This window comes from Peristeroidobacter soli (assembly GCF_004138485.1).
In the GTDB taxonomy this organism is placed as follows: Bacteria; Pseudomonadota; Gammaproteobacteria; order Steroidobacterales; family Steroidobacteraceae; genus Steroidobacter; species Steroidobacter soli.
Genome location: NZ_RYEV01000010.1, coordinates 127,359 through 149,338, shown reverse-complemented (window position 1 = coordinate 149,338; position 21,980 = coordinate 127,359). Strand labels below are relative to the sequence as shown.

Below are 21,980 nucleotides of genomic sequence, written 5' to 3'. Positions count from 1 at the left end.
TAGTTCGCCCGGTGGCGGGTTTATCGCCTACGGCTGCAGCCACATTCTTACCAGAGACAATAGCTGTGCTGTATCGACGGGTTTCGCAACATAGTCGGATGCCCCCGCTTCCAGGCATTTTTCCCGGTCGCCCTTCATGGCCTTGGCGGTCAAAGCGATGATGGGCAGCAGCCGGAATTTGGTGTTCTCGCGGATCCGCCGCATGGTCTCATAGCCGTCCATCTCGGGCATCATGACGTCCATCAGGACCAGCGACAGGTCGTCGGTGGATTCCACCAGTTTGATCGCGTCCATGCCATTGCTGGCGTTGATCACCTGCATGCCGCGCCGTTCCAGCACGCTGTTCAGCGCGAAGATGTTACGCACGTCATCGTCCACCACCAGCACCTTGCGCCCGTGCAACGGCTCATCGCCCTCGTGCAGGGCTTCGATCATCTTTTGCTTGGCCGGCGGCAGGTTGGTGACCACCCGATGCAGGAACAGCGCGGTCTCATCGAGCAGCCGCTCCGGGGAGCGCACGCCCTTCAACACGATGCTCTTGGCCTTGGTGCGCAGCTCCTGTTCCTCGGCCTGCGACAGGTCGCGGCCGGTGAACACGACGATCGGGGTTTCTCGCAGTTTCGCGTCGGTCTGAATCTCGGCCAGCAGCTCGAAGCCGGAAACATCGGGCAGGCGCAGGTCGAGCACCACGCAGTCGAATTGCTTGGTGCGCATCGCCTGCAGCGCCTGCTCACCGCTGTCGACCGCCGTGATGGTCACATCGTCGAAGCCGATGAGCTCGGCGATACTGAGCTGTTCGGCCGGATCGTCTTCGACCACCAGCAGCTCACGAACGTTGGCGGCCGCGAAGTTACGAATCCGTTGCAGCGCTGCCGCGAGCTCATCCGTGGTGGCGGGCTTGTTCATGAAGGCATACGCGCCGCGCTCCAGGCTGTACTGACGCTCCTCCTCGACGGTCAGGATCTGTACCGGGATGTGGCGGGTGCCCGGGCTTTGTTTCAGCTGATTGAGCACCGTCCAGCCCAGCATGTCGGGCAGGAACACATCGAGCGAGATCGCCGTCGGATGATATTTGCGCGCCAGGGCGAGGCCGTCGGCGCCGGTCTTCGCGACGATGACCTTGAAGCCATTGTCACGTGCCAGGTTGAGCAGCACCTTGCCGTAGTGAGGATCGTCCTCGATGATCAGCAGCACCCGATCGTTCGATTCCAGATCGTTGCGATCGTCGACCAGCTCCTCGGCCCGCAGCGGCAGGGGCAGCGGCTGGAACGGAGTATTTGGGGTCGAGCTGCTGCCGGGCAGGGCCTTCGCCTGCCGATAGGCGGAGCCCACGAACGTCAGCGGCAGATACAACGTGAAGGTGCTGCCCTGGCCCGGTGCGCTGACCAGTCGCAGCTCGCCGCCGAGCAGGTGCGCCAGCTCGCGGCTGATCGCAAGACCCAGGCCCGTGCCGCCGTACTTGCGCGAGGTACCGGCGTCGGCCTGTTGGAACGCCTCGAAAATGATTCGTTGTTTCTCGGGCGCGATACCGATGCCGGTATCGGTGACCGAGAACGCGACGACCGTTTGTACCTGGCTGAGCACGGGATGATCGGGATTCCAGCCCGACTGCGCCGTGCGCACGCGCAGGGTCACGCTGCCTTGAGCGGTGAACTTGAACGCGTTCGACAGCAGGTTCTTCAACACCTGCAAGAGTCGCTTCGGATCGGTCGAGATCTGCCGGCCCAGCGCCGGATCGAAATCCGCCGTGAACTGCAGAGCGCGCGCTTCGGCCTCGTGACGGAAGTTGCGCTCGACGGTCTCGCGCAGGTGCGAGAACAACAGATCCTCGGACTCCACCGTCACCGTGCCGGACTCGATCTTCGACAAGTCCAGAATGTCGCTGATCAGATTCAACAGGTCGGTGCCGGCGCCGTGAATGGTCTTCGCGAACTCGATCTGTCGCGGCGACAGGTTCTGATCGGCGTTCTCGGCCAGCTGCTGACCCAGGATCAGAATGCTGTTGAGCGGCGTGCGCAGCTCATGCGACATGTTCGCGAGGAACTCGGACTTGTAACGCGACGTGAGCGCCAGCTCGGTCGCCTTTTCCTCGAGCGCGCGACGGGCCAGCTCGATTTCCTCGTTCTTGCGCTCCACCTCGGCGTTCTGCTCGGCGAGCAGTTGCGCCTTGTTGGCCAGCTCCTCGTTGGTCTGTTGCAGCTCTTTCTGCTGAGTCTGCAATTCGCCGGCGAGCTCTTGCGATTGTTTGAGCAGGCCCTCGGTACGCATCGTCGCTTCGATGGTGTTGAGCACCACGCCGACGGAGCCGGCGAGCTGCTCGAGGAACGCGAGCTGCGAGGCGGTGTACTCGTGCAGCGAGGCGAGCTCGATGACGGCCTTCGCCTGGCCTTCGTACAGAATGGGCAGGGCGATGATGTTGCGGGCACGCGCGGTGAGCAGGCCGCTGCGCACGTGGATGGAATCGATCGGGACGTTCTCGAGCAGGATGCGTCGGCCGTCGGCGGCACACTGACCCACCAAGCCTTCGCGCAGGGCGTACTGGCGTCGCTCGCCGCGATTCGCGTCGGCGTAGGTCGCGAACTCCTTCAGCACCTTCTCGTCGTTGTCGATCTCGGCGATGTACAGAATGGCCTGCTGCGCGCCGACCAGCGGCGCGAGCTCCGCCAGCAGAATCTCGCCCATGGTCACGAGGTCGCGTTGACCTTGCATCATGCGGCTGAACTTCGCGAGGTTGGTCTTGAGCCAGTCCTGTTCGGTGTTGCGCTCGGTGGTGCCGCGCAGGTTGCCGATCATGGCGTTGATGTTGTCCTTGAGCTCGGACACTTCGCCACGCGCGTCGACCTGAATGGAGCGGGTGAGGTCGCCCTTGGTCACCGCGGTCGCGACTTCGGCGATGGCGCGCACCTGGGTGGTGAGATTGGCGGCGAGCAGGTTCACGTTCGCCGTGAGGTCTCGCCAGGTACCCGCGGCGCCCGGCACGTTCGCCTGACCGCCAAGCCGGCCTTCGACGCCCACTTCACGCGCCACGCTCGTCACCTGATCGGCGAAGGTCGCAAGCGTGGTCGTCATGCTGTTGATGGTTTCGGCGAGCGCCGCGACTTCACCCTTGGATTCCACGGTGAGCCGCTGACGCAGATCGCCGTTCGCCACGGCCGTCACCACCTTCACGATGCCGCGCACCTGGTTGGTGAGGTTGTTCGCCATCGTGTTGACGTTGTCGGTGAGGTCCTTCCAGGTGCCGGCCACGCCCGGCACGCCGGCCTGACCGCCGAGCTTGCCTTCGGTGCCCACCTCACGCGCCACGCGCGTCACTTCGGCGGAGAAGGAGTTCAGCTGGTCGACCATCGTGTTGATGGTTTCTTTCAGCTGCAGGATTTCACCTTTCACGTCGACCGTGATCTTGCGAGACAAGTCGCCTCGCGCCACGGCGGTCGTCACTTCGGCAATGTTTCTCACCTGGCCGGTCAGGTTGGAGGCCATGGAATTCACATTGTCCGTGAGATCTTTCCACGTGCCCGCGACGCCCGGCACGATGGCCTGACCGCCGAGCTTGCCTTCGGTGCCGACTTCTCGCGCCACGCGCGTCACTTCGGCGGCGAAGCCGTTCAACTGGTCGACCATCGTGTTGATGGTCTCTTTCAGCTGCAGGATTTCGCCGCGCACGTCGACCGTGATCTTGCGCGACAAGTCGCCACGCGCGATGGCGGTTGCGACCTCGGCGATGTTTCTCACCTGGCCGGTGAGGTTCGAGGCCATCGAGTTCACGTTATCGGTGAGGTCCTTCCACACGCCCGACACGTCTTTCACTTCGGCCTGACCGCCGAGCTTGCCTTCGGTACCGACCTCGCGCGCCACGCGCGTCACTTCGGCGGCGAAGCCGTTCAGCTGATCCACCATCGTGTTGATGGTTTCCTTCAGCTGCAGAATTTCGCCTTTCACGTCGGCGGTGATCTTGCGCGACAAGTCGCCGTTCGCGATGGCGGTCGCGACTTCCGCGATGTTACGCACCTGACCGGTCAGGTTGCCGGCCATGGAATTCACGTTGTCGGTGAGGTCCTTCCACACACCGCTGATGCCTTTCACCTCAGCCTGACCGCCGAGCTTGCCTTCGGTGCCCACCTCGCGGGCCACGCGCGTCACTTCGGCGGAGAAGCCGTTCAGCTGGTCGACCATCGTGTTGATGGTTTCCTTCAGCTGCAGAATTTCACCTTTCACGTCCACGGTGATCTTGCGTGACAAGTCGCCTCGCGCCACGGCCGTGGTCACCTCGGCGATGTTTCTCACCTGGCCGGTGAGATTTTCGGCCATGGAGTTCACCGAGTCGGTGAGATCCTTCCAGGTACCGCCCGCGCCGGTCACGTTCGCCTGACCGCCGAGCTTGCCTTCGGAGCCCACTTCGCGCGCCACGCGCGTCACTTCCGAGGCGAAGGAGCGCAGCTGGTCCACCATCGTGTTGATGGTTTCCTTCAGCTGCAGGATTTCGCCGCGCACGTCCACCGTGATCTTGCGCGACAAGTCGCCGCTTGCGATGGCGGTCGCCACGTCGGCGATGTTTCGGACCTGGCCGGTGAGGTTGGAGGCCATCGCGTTGACGTTATCGGTGAGGTCCTTCCACACGCCCGACACGTCTTTCACTTCGGCCTGACCGCCGAGCTTGCCTTCGGTACCCACTTCGCGCGCCACGCGCGTCACTTCGGCCGCGAAGCCGTTCAACTGGTCCACCATCGTGTTGATGGTTTCTTTCAGCTGCAGGATTTCGCCTTTCACGTCGACCGTGATTTTGCGAGACAAGTCGCCTCGCGCCACGGCGGTGGTCACTTCGGCGATGTTACGAACCTGACCGGTCAAGTTGGTGGCCATGGCATTGACCGAGTCGGTCAAGTCTTTCCACGTGCCCGCGACGCCCGGCACGAGCGCCTGGCCGCCGAGTTTGCCTTCGGAACCCACCTCGCGAGCCACGCGCGTCACTTCCGAGGCGAAGGAGCGCAGCTGATCCACCATCGTGTTGATGGCTTCCTTCAGCTGCAGAATTTCACCGCGCACGTCCACCGTGATCTTGCGCGACAAGTCGCCGTTCGCGACCGCGATGGTCACTTCGGAAATGTTTCGGACCTGACCGGTCAGGTTACCGGCCATGGAGTTCACGTTGTCGGTGAGATCCTTCCACACGCCGCTGATGCCGGGCACGATGGCCTGGCCACCGAGCTTGCCTTCGGTACCCACTTCGCGCGCCACGCGCGTCACTTCGGCGGCGAAGCCGTTCAGCTGGTCCACCATCGTATTGATGGTTTCCTTGAGCTCAAGAATCTCGCCTTTCACGTCCACGGTGATCTTGCGGGACAAGTCACCGCGAGCCACGGCGGTGGTCACTTCGGCGATGTTACGAACCTGACCGGTCAGGTTCTTGGCCATCGCGTTGACCGAGTCGGTCAAGTCTTTCCAGGTGCCTGCGACGCCCGGCACGATGGCCTGACCGCCAAGCTCGCCTTCGGAGCCCACCTCGCGAGCCACGCGCGTCACTTCCGAGGCGAAGGAGCGCAGCTGATCCACCATCGTGTTGATGGCTTCCTTCAGCTGCAGAATTTCTCCACGCACGTCCACCGTGATCTTGCGCGACAAGTCGCCGTTCGCGACCGCGATGGTCACTTCGGAAATGTTTCGCACCTGACCGGTCAGGTTCGAGGCCATGGAGTTCACGGAGTCCGTGAGGTCCTTCCAGGTGCCTGCGACGCCGGGCACGGTCGCCTGACCGCCGAGCTTGCCTTCGGTACCCACTTCGCGCGCCACGCGCGTCACTTCGGCGGCGAAGCCGTTCAACTGGTCGACCATCGTGTTGATGGTTTCTTTCAGCTGCAGGATTTCGCCTTTCACGTCCACCGTGATCTTGCGGGACAAGTCACCGCGCGCCACGGCGGTGGTCACTTCGGCGATGTTACGCACCTGGCCAGTGAGGTTCGCGGCCATGGAGTTCACCGAGTCGGTGAGATCCTTCCAGGTCCCGGCGACGCCCGGCACGACCGCCTGACCGCCGAGCTTGCCTTCGGAGCCCACTTCCCGGGCCACGCGCGTCACTTCGGAGGCGAAGGAGCGCAGCTGGTCCACCATCGTGTTGATGGCTTCCTTCAGCTGTTGAATTTCGCCGCGGACGTTGGCGGTAATCTTGCGGGACAAGTCGCCGCTTGCGATGGCGGTCGCCACTTCGGCGATGTTTCGCACCTGACCGGTGAGATTGCCGGCCATGGAGTTCACATTCTCAGTGAGGTCTTTCCAGGTGCCGGCAGCGCCCGGCACCACGGCCTGGCCGCCGAGCTTGCCTTCGGTGCCCACCTCGCGGGCCACGCGCGTTACTTCGGACGTGAACAGGCCCATCTGCTCGATCATCGTGTTGACGATGGTCGCCGAGCGCAGGAATTCACCTTTCAAGGGCCGGCCATCGGTTTCCAGCCGCACGGTCTGGGACAGATCGCCCTTGGCGACCGCGGTGATGGTGCGGGTGACTTCGGTGGTCGGCCAGAGCAGGTCGTCGATCAGGGTGTTGATGGAGCCTTCCATGTCGCCCCAGGCCCCGGAGCGGCGATCGATGCCCACCCGATGGCGGGTCTTGCCTTCCTTGCCGACCAGCTGGCCGGCGCGGGACATTTCTTCGGAGAGGCGTTGATTCGAAGCAATGATGTCGTTGAGCGTCTCGGCGATCTTGCCTTCGATGCCTTCGTGGTCGCCGGCGATCCGCACCGAGAAGTTGCCATCGCGAACCGCCTGCAGAGTCAGCAGCAGGTTTTTCAGATCGAACGGGACCGGGGCTTTGGCCCGGCTCAGCTTGCTGACCTTGGCAGTGGCAGCCGCTCGGGCGGCAGGTATTTTTTTCACAGGTGCTTTGGCGATCCGACGACGAACTCTCGCGGGGGGTTGCATTAAAGCTCCGAGTTACTGGCGGGCCTGATCGACAGGCGAGGGATCGCGAACCTGCGCACGCAAGGCCAAGTATCTGTTGTTGTTGCTACAGAGGCGGGACGGAAGCTATCCATTCGATGCGGCACGTGCAACCCTTACACGTCGAATACTCCTACGCCTGAAAGAAAGTTCCTGACAGCCGGAACTTTCTTGTGTAGGTAGTCATTTCACCCGGTTCAGCGGGTCACGATTATAACGAGCAAGAGCAGCAAAGGTCGACGTACAGGAGATGACGGCGGGAGCAATGGATCCAGCGGTCGAGAGATTTCTTCTCGACAGCATCGACACAGTGCCTCATCTGGAGGCTCTGCTGTTGCTCTTTCAGTCGCCCACGACCGCGTGGACCGTCGCGGCGCTGGCGGCCCGCATCTATGTCCAGGAGAAGCAGGCCAACGGCATTCTCGAAGACCTCACGCGCCGCTCGCTGATTGCGCGTAACGAGCAGAACCCACCGCAATACCAATACCTCCCGCGCTCGCCCGAGCAGAGCGCGCTGCTCGACAGAGTGGCACAGACCTATCGAACGCAGCTGGTGCAACTGACAAGATTCATTCACTCCAACGCGTCGGGCTCGGTGCGCGATTTCGCGCGGGCGTTCCGGCTCAAGGACAAGGACTGATGAGCATGCTGCCCAAACTCGTATACCTGCTGGGTGCGATCGTCACCGCGATGTGCGCAGTGCTGTTGTTGAGAGGCTTCATGCGCTCGCGCAGCCGGCTGCTGTTGTGGAGCGGGCTGTGCTTTGCGGGGCTCACGCTGTCGAACGGGTTGTTGTTCGTGGACCTGGTGCTGCTGCCGGCCGATCACAGTCTCTATATGTGGCGGTTGAGCACGGCCGCGGGCGCGATGTTGCTGCTGGTGTACGGGCTGGTCTTCGAGAGCGAGTGACCCATGGTCGAGGGTTTCTTACTGGGCGTGATCGTGACGGCGTCGCTGACCGCCGCCGGCTTCTTCTGGCGCTTCTATCGCCAGACGCGCGACAAGTTGTTCCTCGCCTTCGCCGCCGCCTTCGCCATCGAAGGCTTCAATCGCATGGCCTTTCTGCTGGTGGACAAGCCAAGCGAGGGCAGCCCCATCATCTACATGGTGCGCCTCGTGGCCTTCCTGCTACTCCTCGGCGCCATCGTGGCCAAGAACCGGGACACCTCCCGGAAATAGACGCCGGACTCGGTCCAGGGGAACCGGGCGCCGGTGCGACGGCGTTTCTGTTGTCATGACCTGGAGTCGAAGGCAGATCGTTGCCGCGGGCGTGACTGGCGCGCTGCTCGCCGCTGCACTCACTATCATCGCGCTGAACTTCGTGCAGCCTGAACGCCGCATCCAGCGGCAGGTCGAGCATCGCTACAGCACCGACGATCCACGATTCCGGCACGAGCTGAGCACGCTGCTCGGGCCACCCATCCTGGAGGGCAATCGGGTCGCGCACTTCGAGAACGGCGATCAGATATTTCCGGCCATGCTGGCGGCCATCCGCGGCGCACGCCACAGCATCAACTTCGAAACCTATATCTATTGGTCGGGCGACATCGGTCGCGAGTTCGCCGATGCGCTGATCGAGCGTGCCCATGCCAAGGTACCGGTGCACGTGCTGGTCGATTGGGTGGGCAGCCAGAAGATGGACGAAGTGCTGGTCCACGAAATGGCCGAGGCGGGCGTGCGCATCGAGCGCTATCACCCGCTGGAGTGGTATCACCTGGTCCGCATGAACAATCGCACGCACCGGAAGCTGCTGGTGGTCGATGGCAGGATTGGCTTCACCGGCGGCGTCGGCATCGCGGATCTGTGGGCGGGGAACGCCCAGGACGAGGAGCACTGGCGCGACTCGCACTATCGTATCGAAGGCCCCGCGGTCGCGCAGATGCAGGCGGCGTTCATGGACAACTGGATCAAGGCGACCGGTGGCGTTCTGCGCGGGGAGGATTATTTCCCATCGCTCGAGGCCGCGGGCGAAGCGGCCGGGCAGGTGTTCACGAGCTCACCGACGGGCGGCGCCGACAGCATGCTGTTGATGTACCTGCTCGCGTTCTCCTCGGCCGTGAAGACCATCGACGTGTCGGCGTCGTACTTCGTGCCCGATGAGTTGACGTTACGGGTGCTGATCGATGCGCTCAAGCGGGGCGTGCGCGTGCGGGTCATCGTGCCGGGCGAGGACATCGATACCGAGATCGTGCGCAAAGCATCGCGCGCCTCGTGGGGAGGATTGCTGGCGGCGGGGGCGCAGATTCATGAGTACCAGCCGACGATGTTTCATTGCAAGACCGTGATCGTCGACGGCCTGCTGGTCTCGGTGGGCTCCACCAACATCGATACGCGCTCGTTTCGTCTGAATGACGAAGCGAACCTGAACGTCTACGACGCCGCCTTCGCGCAGGCGCTGACCGAGGTCTTCGAGCGGGACTTGAAACAAACGCGGCGGATCACGCTACAAACGTGGCGGGATCGGCCGCTCACCGAGAAGATCATGGAGAACGCGGCGGCGGCGCTGTCATCGCAGCTGTGACGTCGCCGCTAACATGAGTTAATTCTTTGGAGGTTGCGAGTGGCGGCGCTTGCGCGAGTGAGAGCGTTGTCGCTCGCTGAGCTCCTTGCGACGGGTTGCGCCCACTTCGCGCACGTCGGTATCGGATTTGCCTTCGTCCAGTTCCTTGCGGGCCTGGCGGGCGAGCTCGCGATAGCCCTTGCTGATGCGCGCCAGATCCTCTTCCTCGAGCTCCTCCAGATCGAGCAGCGCGAGGTGCGCGCCATCGATGGAGCGGATCAGCTCATCGAGCTTTACCTGGATGGCCTCCGAATCGCGGTTCTGGGTGTTCTGGATCAGGAACACCATCAGGAAGGTGATGATGGTGGTGCCGGTGTTGATGACCAGTTGCCAGGTGTCGCTGAAACCGAAGACCGGGCCACTCACCGCCCAGATCACGATGATGGCGAGGGCCGCGCAGAAAGTAGCGGGGTGACCGGCGGCGCGGGCCGTCGATTTGGCGAAACGCGTGAACCAGGTGCGCTTGGGATCGGTACTTCCAGCCATGCTCAGCTCCAACACTATTTCTTCAGCGCGTCCAGACGGTCACGAATCAGCTGACCGATCTCGGCGACGGTATTCGGCTTCATCACAACGTCCCGCACGCCGATTTGCTCCGCGCGCCTGGCATCCTCGGCGCGCACGTAGCCTGAAGTAATGATGATGGGGAGATCGGGCCGCAGCTTCAGCAGTTCTTCGGCCAGGTCCAGGCCGCTCATACCGGGCATGCCGAGATCGGACAGCACCAGATCGAAGCCCTGGGGATTGGCGCGCACGGCATCGATCGCATCGGTGGGGCGGGTCATGCCGGTGACGCTGTAGCCCATGCGCTCCATCATGCGAGTGACCAGGTGCACCAGCTGTTCCTCGTCGTCGACATAGAGCACATGCTCGCCCTGGCCGGTAGACGAGGGGGTAGCGAAGGACGATTTGGTGGCGTCGCTGGCCTCGCGTTCGGCGGCGGGGAAATACAAGTCGAATACCGTGCCGGCGCCGGGCTGGCTGTGAACCAGAATGGCGCCGTGATGGCCTCGGACGATGCCGTGCACGACCGAGAGGCCGAGGCCGGTGCCTTCGCCGTGTCCTTTGGTGGTGAAGAACGGCTCGAACACGCGCTCGATCAGCTCCGGCGCAATGCCGGTGCCGGTGTCCGCCACCGAAATGCGCAGATAGCTGCCGGGATGTAGATCGGGAGAGGGGCTGTCCGGCACCGAGTCGATGTGCTCGCCCGCCACTCGAATCGTCAGTGTGCCGCCATGACTCAGCATGGCATCGCAGGCGTTCTTGCCCAGATTCATCAGCACTTGATGAACTTGCGTGGCATCGGCCATCACCTGCGGCGGGTGGGCGTCGGCCTCCAGGCGAATGTCGATCATTCTGGGGACGGTCGCCCGCAACAGGCGCAGCGCCTCCTCGACCACCGGACGCAGATCGATCAGATGTTGAATGTTCTGTTCCGGACGGCTGAAGGCCAGGATCCGGCGCACCAGATCCCTGGCACGCCCCGTGGCCCGCTTGATTTCATACAACGAGGCGGTCGCGGGATGGTCCGGCGCGAGATCTTCGATGGCGAGCTGCGCGTTGCCTGAGATCGCGGTCAGCACATTGTTGAAATCGTGCGCGATGCCGCCCGCGAGCGTGCCCAGTGCTTCCATCTTCTGCGACTGACGCAACTGTCCCTCCAGCGCCGCGCGCTCCTCGTTGGCACGCCTGCGCTCGGTGATGTCGTGGATCGCGACGTTCACGCCGATGATATTGCCCACCTGATCGCGCAGGGCGTGATGATTGCCGACCCAATAGCGCGGCTCTTCCGTCGACGGCACCACGCTGTTGTATTCGACATTGACAATGGGCTTGCCGGTGGTCAGCACCTGCTGGCAGATCGGCACCAGCACGGTCGCAAGCTCCGGTGTCGCCGCCGCGATCGTGCGGCCGATCAAAGCGTCCGCCGCGTGGCCACTCATTTCCATCATCTGCTTGTTGATGCGGACGTAGCGAAGCTCGCGATCGATCACGCACAGGCCCACCTGCGCATTGGCATAGATCGCCTCGATCTCGATCAGCTGTCGACGCGCAGTTTCCTCGCTGTGCCGCAGGGCGCGCTCGCGCTCCTCGACGGTCTCGAGCATCGCGTTGAAGTCGCGCGCGAGCTGCCCGACTTCGTCGGTGCTGTCGCTTGCGACGCGGCGTCGATAGTCCCGCAGGCGCGTCACGTCGCGGGCAGTCGCCGCGAGCGCCTGCACCGGCTCGGAAATGGAACGACGAAGCGTGATGGACAGCATCATCGCGAGCGCGAAGAGCGACAGGGCCACCGCCCCGAGCAACGGCGCATATTCCCAGACGCGGTCGGCGAAGGGCGTCAACGCGGTGGCAATCCACAGATCGGCATCGAGCGGACCGCGTGAATCGATGTGATATTGAGTGAGAATCCGTCCCGTGCCGACCAGACGCTGCTGGATCCTGGCATCCGAGAGATCCACGCGCTGGGTGTTGGGACGGTGATATTCGGCGAAGACGGAGCCGTCCTCCAGCACGATCGCGAGTGCCTCGATGTTTGGATCGCGTCCGAGCGCGCTCAGGTATTCCGTCGCCGTGCGAGCATCCTGAAATTCCACCGCCGCGGTCACGATGGCGGCGATGCTCTGCGCCTGGGCACGGGCATCCTCGATGGCTCGCGGCCGATAGGTGCTGAAGTCATAAATGGCTGCGGCAGCCACTGCCAGCAACAACGAGACCACCGCGGCCAAACCCACCAGCAACAGCAGCCGGCGCTGCAGTGGCAGATGGCGGAAGACGGGGAGTTTCATTGCGGCTCCTCGTCGCCGGGCAGCCGGCGGCGATGAACCTTACGAGCTGCGATCAGCATCTGTGAGCTCGCGGTCAAACCCGCACGATGCATCGGGGGCAGGCTCGCTTCGAAGCGAATGCGCGCCTGCCCCCCCTCGAACTCGCTGACGAAGCTCAGCATGGCGCCGCGATCCAGAGCGGCCAGATGTTCGGTGATGATCAGCACCGGATGATGGGCGAGCAGTTGCAGCCACTGGGTCGTCCGCTCGCTCATCGGCTGGCCGTTCGGCGAGGTGGCGATGAACACGACGTGACAGTTCTCGGCATCTTCGGCGTCAGACACACGGCGCACGCTCAACGGCCGCTGCTGGCTCTCCTGTCCGGCCATCGTTTCATCGAGCACCGTGCCGAAGGGATCGGCACCCAGCACGCAGATCACGATAGGTGCGGTCGGTGTGGCGAAGGCGCTCGATGGCCACTCGACATACCGGGTGAACAGCAGAATGTAACCTGCCTTGATGCTGTACTCGGGCTCGGCATGGACGGGCGCCGCGAGCAGCGCGGCGAAAAGAAACATTAGCGATCGCAGCCAGCGCATGGTCTACCGGCGCCACGTCAAGGCGAGATATACGCTGCGCTCGATGTAGGGATCGATGGGAAAGGACGCGGTACGAAACTCCGCGTGCCGGTCGTCCCACAGATTCTGGCCCACCAGCGCAAGCTGCACACCGCCACCCAATGCCTTGGCCACGCGCACGTCCGCTGCCACGTAGCCCCTGACATTCAACGCCGGCAACTGATCCACATAGCGCAGGCCGACACCGATCTGCCAGTCCTTGCCCAGATCCAGGTAGGAACGCAGCGACGCCTGCAGTTGTGCCGACGATCCTGTGATGTTCTTCGCGAGCAGGGACTCCGAGGGCAGCACTTGTAGATCCACGTAGGAGAGCTCGCCCAACAGCCGCCAGCGCGGCCTGGACTGCCACGCGCCACTCAGCTCCGCGCCATGCGCGTGCGCAGTACCGTTATTGACTGGCAGCAACGAGAGCGTCCAGAAGTCTGGCGCCCGCGTCACGGTGTCGAGCGGCAGCGGGACATAGAGGATCAAGCGGTCGTAATCGTTATAGAACGCCGAGGCGCTCAGCATCGCGCCATTGCTCCAGCGACCGCGCCAGCCTGCCTGGTAGGCGATCAACGTTTCCGATAAGAGATCCCGGGCACCCAACACTTCCCGAATGACCGGCGGCGTTCCCGGGCCGAGCGTTCCTGGCGGCAAGACTTGATTGACAAAAGTTCGCGACTCATCGGCGAACGTCGGCGTGCGCACCGCGCGGCCCACCGCGGCCCAGAGCAGCTGTGAGTCGGTGAGACTCCAGCCCAAGCGTACGTCGGGCTGCCATTCGGTTCCGGTGAATGGGTTGTCTTCCGCGCGTACGCCGAGCGTCAGCCCGACTTGCCTGGCGAGCTGCACTTCATCCTGCAGATACACCGACCATTGATGCAGCGTGCGATCGGGCGGCGTGAACGTCAGCTGGAACGTCGATGTGGTGTCGTGTTGAATATAACGATAGAGCGCGCCCGCCATGATCGAGTGAATGCGAGCCGCCTGCCGGCTGTAACGAACGCCGATATCGACCGTGTCGCTTTGCTCATCGGTGGGCTGCAGCCGGCGTTCGAGTCGTTCGTACCACGCACCGACCGCGAGCTCCGAGCTTTCCGCCAGATTTCGTGCCCAGCTCGCCTGGATGAAGCCACCGCGATTGAAACCATCGGGCGGGCGTGTCCGGTAAGGCGGTGTGGGCGAGGGGATGAAGCCGGGCTCGTCGAAATGGCCGGACTGCGCTTCGGCTTTTACAAAGATTCGATTCAGCTCGTCGTCACGGTCGTATCGAAAACCGATGCGTGTCATGTCCCATGCGTCGCCGGTGGGACTGCCGTCGCCCAACTCGGTGTCATCGTGCTGGGCGTAGTCGACGTACGCGCGGTACCAGGCGTTCTGTCCCGCCGTGCCGCCGTATCTGAAGCTGCCGAACGCCTTTTCTTCCGTTCCTGTGCCCGCCCACAGCGTCATGCCCTGCGTGTCACGCGCGGACCGCGACAGAATGTTTACGACGCCGTTCATTGCATTGGCGCCCCATACGGAACCGGCTGGCCCGTTGATGACCTCGATGCGATCCAGATCCTGATCGAGCCACGCATGCTGTTCCCAATACGTGCCCGACCACAGCGGCGTGTACACCGAGCGGCCATCGACCAGCACCAGCAGTTTGTCGACGGTGATGGTGTTGAAGCCTCGGGAGGAAATGGACCAGCGGGGCGCGTTGAATTGCGACACCTGCATGCCTGGGGCATAGCGCAAGGCGTCTGGAATATTCCTGACGCCGATGTAGTTCATTTCCTCGGCGGTCAGGACGCTGGTGGCGGCGGCTGAGGTGAATTGGGGGCGCGCCGTGCCCGTGACCGAAGTGACCGTCAGACTGGCCAGTTGCTCGAAGGTCGGGTTGCGAATGATGACGTTGTCCGCCGCCTGCGCGCTGCCGCTCGCCGCGATCGAGTGGATCGCGATCGCGACACCGACGGTTGTCGTTCGAGCGTTCACGCGCGGGCCCGCATCGTATTCTGCCGCTGAGCTGACAGGCGACCGTACGCCTGCCCCTGACGGCGCGGAATTAGGGACAAACCGGAGTCGGCGATTCTGCCAATCGTCGCGCGCTCTATAGCAAGGCGCCGGCGGTCTGCTAGTGTCGTCACATGAACGCGGCAGCTTCCCCCGTGAAATCCAGAGCCCCACAAATCTGTGTCGTCGGCAGCGCCGAGCCCGGCCCGCCGGCCTATGAGCTGGCGGGCGCAGCCGGCGAGTTCTCAGCTCGCCTCACGCACGGATGACATGATGAATGTAACTTTCCTGGGCCTGGGCCGAATGGGACTCGGCATGGCGCACCGATTGCTCGCCGCCGGGCACCGGCTGCGCGTCTATAACCGCACGGCCGAGCGTGCCACGTCATTGGTAGCGCAGGGCGCGAGGTTCTGCCCCTCACCGAAAGAGGCTGCACAGGGCGCGGAGCTGATTTTCTCGATGGTCGCGGACGATGCCGCGTCTGGCGAGGTGTGGTTGGGTGCGACCGGTGCGTTCAGCGCCGCGCTCGCGGCCGGCACGATGGTGATCGAGTGTTCCACCTTGTCGCACGACTGGGTGCTCGAGCTTGCCGCGGAAGCTGAACGTCGTTCGCTTCGTTACATCGATTCTCCGGTGACGGGCTTGCCGGACATGGCGGCAGCCGGCGAATTGACGCTGCTCGTCGGGGCGGCGGCCGAAGACCTCGCACGGGCACGACCTGTGCTCGATGCGCTGGCGAAACAAACGGTTCATTTCGGCGCCGTGGGCACGGGCACCGTCTACAAGCTGATGATCAATCTGCAAGGCGCGATTCAAATCGCCTCGATCGCCGAAGGCATGGCGCTCGCCGAGCGCGCCGGATTGAATCTGCACTCCGTCGCTGAGACCCTCGCCACCGGCCAGGCCGCGAGCCCCCAAGTGGTACGCACCGCTCGACGCATCGTCGCCGACGATCACGATCGAAACATCCTGTTCACACCGCAGCTTCGGCTGAAGGATGTCGACTACGCGCTGCGTCTCGCTCGCAAGCTCGGCATCGGTGTGCCCTTTGGAGCGACGGCCAGCGCCGCGTACGCGAAGTTGTGCGAACTCGGTCACGCGCACAGTAACGAAAGTAAAATCATTGCCGTCGCGCGCACCCGGCTGCCCGACTAGCGCCGCACTGTTTCGATGCGGATTGCCTCGAATGTCTGTAGGGCGCGCGCAGGCAAACCCTGATCGAGGCGCTGCCGACTCCAGTAAGTGGAGCGCGCGGCCGATAGCCCACCGAGTGTTTCTGTCTCGGTAGTGCTCCATGAATCTCAGCGTCAAAGCCCGCCTCATTGCCACCACCGGCGCCCTGGTCGCCGTGCTGGTCGCCATCTCGCTCATGAGCCTGATGGCCTTGAGCAAGATCAATTACAACGTCAACTACATGTTCGAGCGTCGTACCCAGCCGGTGGCCTGGATCGGTGAGATCCACACGCTGCAGCTGCATATCGTGCAGGTGCTGGACCTCGCGCTGGCACAGCGGACGCCGGCCTCGTTCGCCGCCGCCGAACGGCAGATCGATCTGGACATGAAGCAGATCGACAAGCGCATCGAGGACCGCGAGGCGCTCATCACGACCGAGGGTGCCCGCAAGCTTCACAATGAGACATTGAATCTGCGGGCGCCCGTGCTCACCGCCATCGAGGCCATCCGCAGCGCGGTGCGTGCCGGCGAGATGGATCGTGCCAACCAGCTTCGTATGGATCAGCTGGAGCCGGCATTTGCCGCGTTCAGCGAAAACATCGCGAGCTCTCTGCAATTTCAGTTCGACAACGCCGCGAAGATGCGCGACGAGTCGCAGGCCATGTACGAGAGCAACCGCATTCTGGTGATCAGCCTCGCCAGCCTCGGCATTCTCGCAGCCATCGTACTATCGACGCTGCTGGTGAGATCGATCATGCGCTCGTTGACCGAGGCGGTGAAGGTGTCGCGCAAGATCGCCGGGGGCGAGCTGGGCGGTGAAGTTCTCATCGAACGTCATGACGAGTTGGGCGTGTTGCTCGAGTCGCTGAAGTCGATGGACGGCAAGCTGGGTGAGATCGTCCATGGCGTGCGCAGCGCCGCCAATACCGTGGGTGAGGCGGCCGATCAGCTCACGCAAGGTAACGATGACTTGTCTCAGCGCACGCAGGAGCAGGCCGCTGCGCTGGAAGAAACGGCGTCCAGCATGGAGCAGATGACTGCGACCGTGCGCCGTAACGCGGATAGCGCACGCCAGGCCAACTCACTCGCGCTGAGCGCGCGCAATCAGGCGGAGTCGGGCGGCTCGGTCGTCACTCGCGCGGTTTCCGCAATGGCCGAGATCAACGACTCCAGCCGTCGCATCGCCGACATCATCGGCGTCATCGACGAGATCGCATTCCAGACCAACCTGCTCGCGTTGAACGCCGCCGTCGAGGCCGCCCGTGCGGGCGAGCAGGGCCGTGGTTTCGCCGTCGTCGCCTCCGAGGTTCGCTCGCTCGCCCAGCGAAGCGCCACGGCCGCGAAGGAAATCAAAGATCTCATCAACGACTCGGTGAGCAAGGTCAAAGCCGGCTCGGATCTCGTCGAGGCCTCCGGCCAGACGCTGCATCAGATCACCGGCGCCATCAAGCGTGTCAGCGACATCGTTGCCGAAATTTCCGCCGCGAGCGAAGAGCAGTCCTCGGGCATCCAGCAGGTCAACCACGCCGTCACCCAGATGGACACGACCACTCAGCAGAACGCCGCGCTCGTCGAGGAGGCCGCCGCAGCCAGCAAGGCCATGCAGATGCAGGCTCGCGAGCTGATCGATTCCATCGCATTCTTCCGTATCGCCGGCCGCTCCGTGGCACCCGTCATCCCCATGCCCTCGCGTCCCGCCGCTCCGGCGCGAGCCGCAGCGCCCAAGTCCGTGCCGCTGAAGCGCGCGGGCGGTGGTGGCGGCGAGTGGGAGGAGTTCTAGATCTCGGTGTTAACGCGTAATAAGCGCACTGCGTCGGTGAGACGGCTACACTCTGCGATCGTGACTGATTCCAACAACGGAGCAAGGCATGGTGGCAAGAGTGGGGCGCGTCTGTGCGGCGTCGCTGGTTTGTGTGTTCGGGACCGCGTTGGCGCAGGGGGCGGATCAGGCCGACCTGGCGACCATCAACCGGATCGCCGATGAAGGCTTCAATCGTAGCGAGTTGCCGCTGACCGCGGCGTATCTCACCGATCGTATCGGCGGTCGGCTCACCAACTCCCCGCAGATGCGCGAGGCCGAGCGCTGGACTCAGCAGCAATATCGCGCCTGGGGCTTGAAGAACGTGCGCACCGAGGGCTTCGAGTTCGGTCGCGGCTGGTCCATCGAAAGATCCAGCGTGCGGTTGCTGAAGCCGCGTATCGCGACTTACAACGCGATTCCCGTTGCCTGGACCGCGCCCACCAATGGCGCAATTACCGCGACCATCGTGGTCGCGCCCATGACCAAGGTCGCCGACTTCGAGAAATGGCGCGGCAAGCTCAAAGGGCAGATCGTGCTCGTGACGCAGCCGGACACGGGGGGCGAGCCGCTGGTCGCTCCGTTCGTGCGTTTGAGCCGGGACGACATCGGCCGCTACGACACGTACAAGCAGCCCGTCGTTTCGATGGAAGAGGAGCTGGAGAAGCGTCTGGAGCGTGGTCGCTTCGAAGCCAGGCGCGATGAATTCCTCGCGGCCGAAGGCGCGCTCGCGTGGGTACGCAAGTCGTATCGCGAAGGCGGACTGGTGCACGGCGAGGGCTATCAGCATCGTCGCGGTCAGTCGCCGAAACTGCCGGGCTTCGAACTCGCCGCCGAGCACTACCGTCAGCTCGCGCGTCTCGCGAAGACGGACGCGGTGCCGACGCTGGAGCTGATCAGCGAGGTGCGCTATCACGACGAAGATTCGAATGCATATAACGTGTTCGCTGATCTGCCCGGTCGCGATGCCAAGGCCGGTTATGTGATGGCCGGTGCGCATCTGGACAGCTGGATCGCCTCCGACGGCGCGCAGGACAACGCGGCGGGCAGCGCGGTCGTGATGGAAGCGGCTCGCATCCTGACCAGGCTCGGCCTCAAGCCGAAGCGGACCATTCGATTCGCGTTGTGGAACGGTGAAGAGCAGGGCCTGTACGGCTCGTTCAACTACACCGAGCGCCATCTGGTGTCGCGTCCGCCGCTGACGGATCCAGCGCGCGCCGCGCTGCCTGCGTATTCGACCTGGAATCTGCGCTGGCCCGTCACACCTGGTCCGGATTACAACGCGCTCGCCGCCTATTTCAATCTCGACAACGGCTCGGGAAAGATTCGCGGCATCTTCGCCGAAGGCAACATCGCGGCCACGCCGATACTCAAGACCTGGCTGGCGCCGTTCGCGAGCATGGGCGCTGACTCGGTGGTCGCGATGACGACGTCCGGCACCGATCACGTACCAATGTCGGCGGTCGGCATCCCGGGCTTCCAGTTCGTGCAGGATCCTCTCGACTACAGCAGCCGCATTCATCACACCAGCATCGACAGCTACGATCACCTGCGCATGGAAGATTTGAAACAGGCCGCGGTGATCATGGCCTCGATGCTGTGGATGTCGGCGGAACGCGATCAGCCGCTGCCGAAGCGTCCGCTGCCGAGCAAGCCGCTACAGACCGATCCGTTTGAATACGAGGTCGAGACGCCGTCGCCCTGATGGGAAAATTGCGGGCGCCATAAAGTCGAAGCCCCGCACAGGGCGGGGCTTCGTGCCGGCATCTCTATCGAACTTGGAGGGCAACCCCACATGCTGCGGGATGGCGCTCACGAGATGACGCGGCGATGGAAGAGACTCGGATGCCAGCTCCTGCGTTAGAGCACCGTTGCTCAGCTTCATTCCACCGATAACTTATCTGCTTCCGATGCTGTGACGCGTGAGCGTGCGCGAAGGTTCCGGGAAGGATTTGTTTCAACGGCTGGCCTGGGGTCGTGGATTGTCACGTCGGCCAGCAACCTACGTAAGTTGCATGCACTCATTCGGCGGACGGTTCGACATCCGTAGACGCACGACCATAGCGCGCGTACTTCCGACCGCCCGGCGTTGACCACTGCGTCAGCGGTTGCAGGCCCAGCGTCTGCAGCTCGGTGAGACGCTGGACCGATCGCGGTGGCTTGGCATGCAACCGGCTCAGATCGAGATGCGGGAACAGTTCGCTCAGCGCTGAACGCGGCGAGGCGAGCAGCACCAGGAAGCGTTGATCGCCATGCTCACGCAGCAGTCGCTCGGTCTCGTCCGTTGAGCGACGCAGCTCAATACGTCGAGACCGGCTCGGACGTCAGCGACTGTCCGAAGTGCTGACCAGACGTCGGTATTGCCCGAGGTGACGAATGGCGTGTTGTTCCTTCCCTTGCGCTTCATACAATCGCGCCAGGTTGAAGTGTCCGTCCGCCATGTTTGGATCTTCACTGATCGCGGCTTGATACGCTTCGATGGCGTCGTCGATCTTGCCGAGGTCTTCCAGCACGACGCCCAGATTGAACATCAGCACTGGATTGGCACCGCACTCCTGCAAGCCGCGGCGATAAACGATCTCCGCCTTCTTCTCATCGTGACGCGCATGAAGCAGGCGGCCCAGGTTGATCCACGCGCCCACGTAATCCGGCTCGAGCTCCACGGCTCGCTCGTACGCAGCCTGAGCGGCTCGACCATCGGCTTCTTCGAGTTGCAGCGCTTTGTCGAACCAATCATCGGCCGTCTCGGCGGGCAGTGCTTCGGGCGCAGGCTCCTTGTGCTCGACGACGCGAATGACGCCGTTCTCGACGCTCACGTCCAGCCCCAGCACATACTGACCGTCATCGACCTGGAAATGGTTCTTGCCGTCGCGAACCACGACCCGATCGCCGATGGCACTGATGCTCAGGCCCGAGAGCGGCATTTGCTCCGGCAGGTGACGACGCAGATCTTCGAGCGAGCGATTGATGCGACGGCGGGAGATCTTCGCCTCGAGCAGCGCACGGGCGGCACGCAGCACGATGAGGTCCTGGAAGGAGAAGCGCAGTTGTCTCTTCGGGCCCCGCGCGGGCTGCACGAAGCCGGTTTTGATCAGGCCGCGAATGGTGCTGGGTGACAGGCGCAGCACCCGCTCTACATCTTGGAGACTGAATGTCTGCACGGGATAGCATGCCCAAGGCGATGACTGCGACGGGGTCGTCTCATGGACGACCGGCCGTTCGCGTCACCTCAGCCCTCAGCGCTTGCTGGCCTTACGCGCAGGCTTCTCCGCCTGTTCGACTCTCTTCGGCGCCTTCCGTGGTCCGAGCTTGGCGACGTTCGCCTTGGCGGTTTCGGTCTTGGTGAGACTGGCGCGCAGGGCTTCCATGAGATCGATGACCTTGCCGCCCGTCTCGACCGGGCCTTCGGCAATGGAGATCTCCTGACCCTCGACCTTCTTCTGAATCGCCGCTTCGACGCGGGCACGCACGTCATCGACGTACGCGGTCGGATCGAACTTCTCGGTGGTCTGCTGCTCGATCAATTGTTTGGCGAGCTTCAGCTCCTGAGCTTTCACGTCGGGCTTGGTCACATCGACTTCAGTGGCAGCGCGCACTTCGGTCGCGAAGTGCAACTGTTGCATCGTGAGCACATCGCCGACAGGGCGGAGCGCCACCAGATAGGACTTGCCGCGTGCGGCCCAGCGCGCGACGGCACAACGTTTGGTGTCCTTCAGCGCTTCGTTCAACAAGCCGTAGGGTTTCGCGCCGCCTTTGTCGGGCGCGAGGTAGTAGGTCTTGTCGAAATACACCGGATCGATGGATTCGATGGGCACGAACTCGGCGATGTCCACGGAGTGGGTGCCGATTTCCTCCATCGCTTTGATTTCTTCGTTCGAGAACTGGACGTACTGGTCCTTGGCGAACTCGTAGCCCTTGACCATGTCGTCGCGCTCGACCGTCTGGCCGTCCTTGAGACAGACGTACTGCTGTTTCAGCCGCGAGCCACAACCCTTGTGTAACAGGTTGAAGGAAATGGAATTCGCCGTCTGGGTCGCGGTGTACAGCTTGACCGGGATCGCGACCAGACCGAACGAAATCGTCAATGAACCGATGGAGCGCATGGCCATGAGGGGTACCTTTTCGACCGGCTTCAA

At 63.3% G+C, this 21,980-nt stretch carries 15 protein-coding genes; 7 read left to right on the top strand and 8 right to left on the bottom strand.

What is annotated here, in order from left to right; translation table 11 throughout:
- Nucleotides 1-27 precede the first annotated feature (27 nt).
- Nucleotides 28-6,816 carry a HAMP domain-containing protein gene (locus tag EKO19_RS35275; RefSeq protein WP_456107280.1) on the bottom strand — a complete coding sequence of 2,263 codons (6,789 nt, stop codon included), beginning with the start codon at nt 6,814-6,816 and terminating at the stop codon, nt 28-30.
- Nucleotides 6,817-7,195: 379 nt separating this feature from the next.
- Here EKO19_RS35275 and EKO19_RS35270 point away from each other — a divergent pair, with 379 nt between their 5' ends.
- Genes EKO19_RS35270 through EKO19_RS35255 form a run of 4 tightly spaced genes read left to right on the top strand, consistent with a single transcriptional unit; the run spans nt 7,196 to nt 9,451 of the window.
- On the top strand, nt 7,196-7,570 hold the full coding sequence (locus tag EKO19_RS35270; protein ID WP_129782123.1) for a hypothetical protein: 375 nt from the start codon (nt 7,196-7,198) through the stop codon (nt 7,568-7,570).
- Complete coding sequence (locus EKO19_RS35265) at nt 7,570-7,839, top strand: DUF5985 family protein (RefSeq protein WP_217705805.1); 270 nt, start codon at nt 7,570-7,572, stop codon at nt 7,837-7,839. Before EKO19_RS35270 ends, EKO19_RS35265 begins: the two co-directional genes overlap by 1 nt.
- Before the next feature lie 3 nt (nt 7,840-7,842).
- A complete protein-coding gene (locus tag EKO19_RS35260) occupies nt 7,843-8,109 on the top strand; it encodes a DUF5985 family protein (RefSeq protein WP_129782122.1) in 267 nt (88 codons plus the stop codon).
- Between the two features lie 55 nt (nt 8,110-8,164).
- The gene (locus EKO19_RS35255; protein ID WP_129782121.1) at nt 8,165-9,451 is read left to right on the top strand and encodes a phospholipase D-like domain-containing protein; all 1,287 of its coding nucleotides are present in this window, start codon (nt 8,165-8,167) and stop codon (nt 9,449-9,451) included.
- 18 nt (nt 9,452-9,469) lie between these two features.
- Here the strand turns inward: EKO19_RS35255 and EKO19_RS35250 are convergent, their stop codons facing one another.
- The 4 genes from EKO19_RS35250 to EKO19_RS35235 are packed head-to-tail and all read right to left on the bottom strand — an operon-like array spanning nt 9,470 to nt 14,855.
- Nucleotides 9,470-9,976 carry a low affinity iron permease family protein gene (locus tag EKO19_RS35250; protein WP_129782120.1) on the bottom strand — a complete coding sequence of 169 codons (507 nt, stop codon included), beginning with the start codon at nt 9,974-9,976 and terminating at the stop codon, nt 9,470-9,472.
- Nucleotides 9,977-9,990: 14 nt separating this feature from the next.
- Entirely contained in the window at nt 9,991-12,276 is a 2,286-nt protein-coding gene (locus tag EKO19_RS35245) for an ATP-binding protein (RefSeq protein WP_129782119.1), read from the bottom strand.
- Nucleotides 12,273-12,833 carry a YfiR family protein gene (locus tag EKO19_RS35240; protein WP_157995586.1) on the bottom strand — a complete coding sequence of 187 codons (561 nt, stop codon included), beginning with the start codon at nt 12,831-12,833 and terminating at the stop codon, nt 12,273-12,275. The genes EKO19_RS35245 and EKO19_RS35240 overlap by 4 nt, the downstream gene beginning before the upstream one ends.
- A 24-nt stretch (nt 12,834-12,857) precedes the next feature.
- On the bottom strand, nt 12,858-14,855 hold the full coding sequence (locus tag EKO19_RS35235; RefSeq protein ID WP_129782117.1) for a TonB-dependent receptor plug domain-containing protein: 1,998 nt from the start codon (nt 14,853-14,855) through the stop codon (nt 12,858-12,860).
- A 288-nt stretch (nt 14,856-15,143) separates the two neighbouring features.
- Between EKO19_RS35235 and EKO19_RS35230 the strand changes: the two genes are divergently transcribed.
- The 3 genes from EKO19_RS35230 (at nt 15,144) to EKO19_RS35220 (ending at nt 19,549) form a co-directional block, all read left to right on the top strand.
- A complete protein-coding gene (locus tag EKO19_RS35230) occupies nt 15,144-16,028 on the top strand; it encodes an NAD(P)-dependent oxidoreductase (protein WP_129782116.1) in 885 nt (294 codons plus the stop codon).
- Between the two features lie 139 nt (nt 16,029-16,167).
- The gene (locus EKO19_RS39625; protein ID WP_281281151.1) at nt 16,168-17,826 is read left to right on the top strand and encodes a methyl-accepting chemotaxis protein; all 1,659 of its coding nucleotides are present in this window, start codon (nt 16,168-16,170) and stop codon (nt 17,824-17,826) included.
- 88 nt (nt 17,827-17,914) lie between these two features.
- On the top strand, nt 17,915-19,549 hold the full coding sequence (locus EKO19_RS35220; protein WP_129782115.1) for a M28 family peptidase: 1,635 nt from the start codon (nt 17,915-17,917) through the stop codon (nt 19,547-19,549).
- Between the two features lie 316 nt (nt 19,550-19,865).
- Here the strand turns inward: EKO19_RS35220 and EKO19_RS35215 are convergent, their stop codons facing one another.
- From EKO19_RS35215 to ku, 3 genes are all read right to left on the bottom strand, one after another.
- A complete protein-coding gene (locus tag EKO19_RS35215; RefSeq protein WP_129782114.1) occupies nt 19,866-20,078 on the bottom strand; it encodes a hypothetical protein in 213 nt (70 codons plus the stop codon).
- A 90-nt stretch (nt 20,079-20,168) separates the two neighbouring features.
- The gene (locus EKO19_RS35210) at nt 20,169-21,005 is read right to left on the bottom strand and encodes a tetratricopeptide repeat protein (RefSeq protein ID WP_129782113.1); all 837 of its coding nucleotides are present in this window, start codon (nt 21,003-21,005) and stop codon (nt 20,169-20,171) included.
- Between the two features lie 75 nt (nt 21,006-21,080).
- Nucleotides 21,081-21,953, bottom strand: a complete 873-nt coding sequence (ku, locus tag EKO19_RS35205; protein WP_129782112.1) for a non-homologous end joining protein Ku — start codon at nt 21,951-21,953, stop codon at nt 21,081-21,083.
- Nucleotides 21,954-21,980 lie beyond the last annotated feature (27 nt).

Bases quoted from the DNA above. Each gene is read 5' to 3' on its own strand.
- EKO19_RS35270 (WP_129782123.1), top strand. From the start codon at position 7,196: ATGGATCCAGCGGTCGAGAGATTTCTTCTCGACAGCATCGACACAGTG.
- EKO19_RS35265 (WP_217705805.1), top strand. From the start codon at position 7,570: ATGAGCATGCTGCCCAAACTCGTATACCTGCTGGGTGCGATCGTCACC.
- EKO19_RS35260 (WP_129782122.1), top strand. From the start codon at position 7,843: ATGGTCGAGGGTTTCTTACTGGGCGTGATCGTGACGGCGTCGCTGACC.
- EKO19_RS35255 (WP_129782121.1), top strand. From the start codon at position 8,165: ATGACCTGGAGTCGAAGGCAGATCGTTGCCGCGGGCGTGACTGGCGCG.
- EKO19_RS35250 (WP_129782120.1), bottom strand. From the start codon at position 9,976: ATGGCTGGAAGTACCGATCCCAAGCGCACCTGGTTCACGCGTTTCGCC.
- EKO19_RS35245 (WP_129782119.1), bottom strand. From the start codon at position 12,276: ATGAAACTCCCCGTCTTCCGCCATCTGCCACTGCAGCGCCGGCTGCTG.
- EKO19_RS35240 (WP_157995586.1), bottom strand. From the start codon at position 12,833: ATGTTTCTTTTCGCCGCGCTGCTCGCGGCGCCCGTCCATGCCGAGCCC.
- EKO19_RS35230 (WP_129782116.1), top strand. From the start codon at position 15,144: ATGATGAATGTAACTTTCCTGGGCCTGGGCCGAATGGGACTCGGCATG.
- EKO19_RS39625 (WP_281281151.1), top strand. From the start codon at position 16,168: ATGAATCTCAGCGTCAAAGCCCGCCTCATTGCCACCACCGGCGCCCTG.
- EKO19_RS35220 (WP_129782115.1), top strand. From the start codon at position 17,915: ATGGTGGCAAGAGTGGGGCGCGTCTGTGCGGCGTCGCTGGTTTGTGTG.
- ku (WP_129782112.1), bottom strand. From the start codon at position 21,953: ATGGCCATGCGCTCCATCGGTTCATTGACGATTTCGTTCGGTCTGGTC.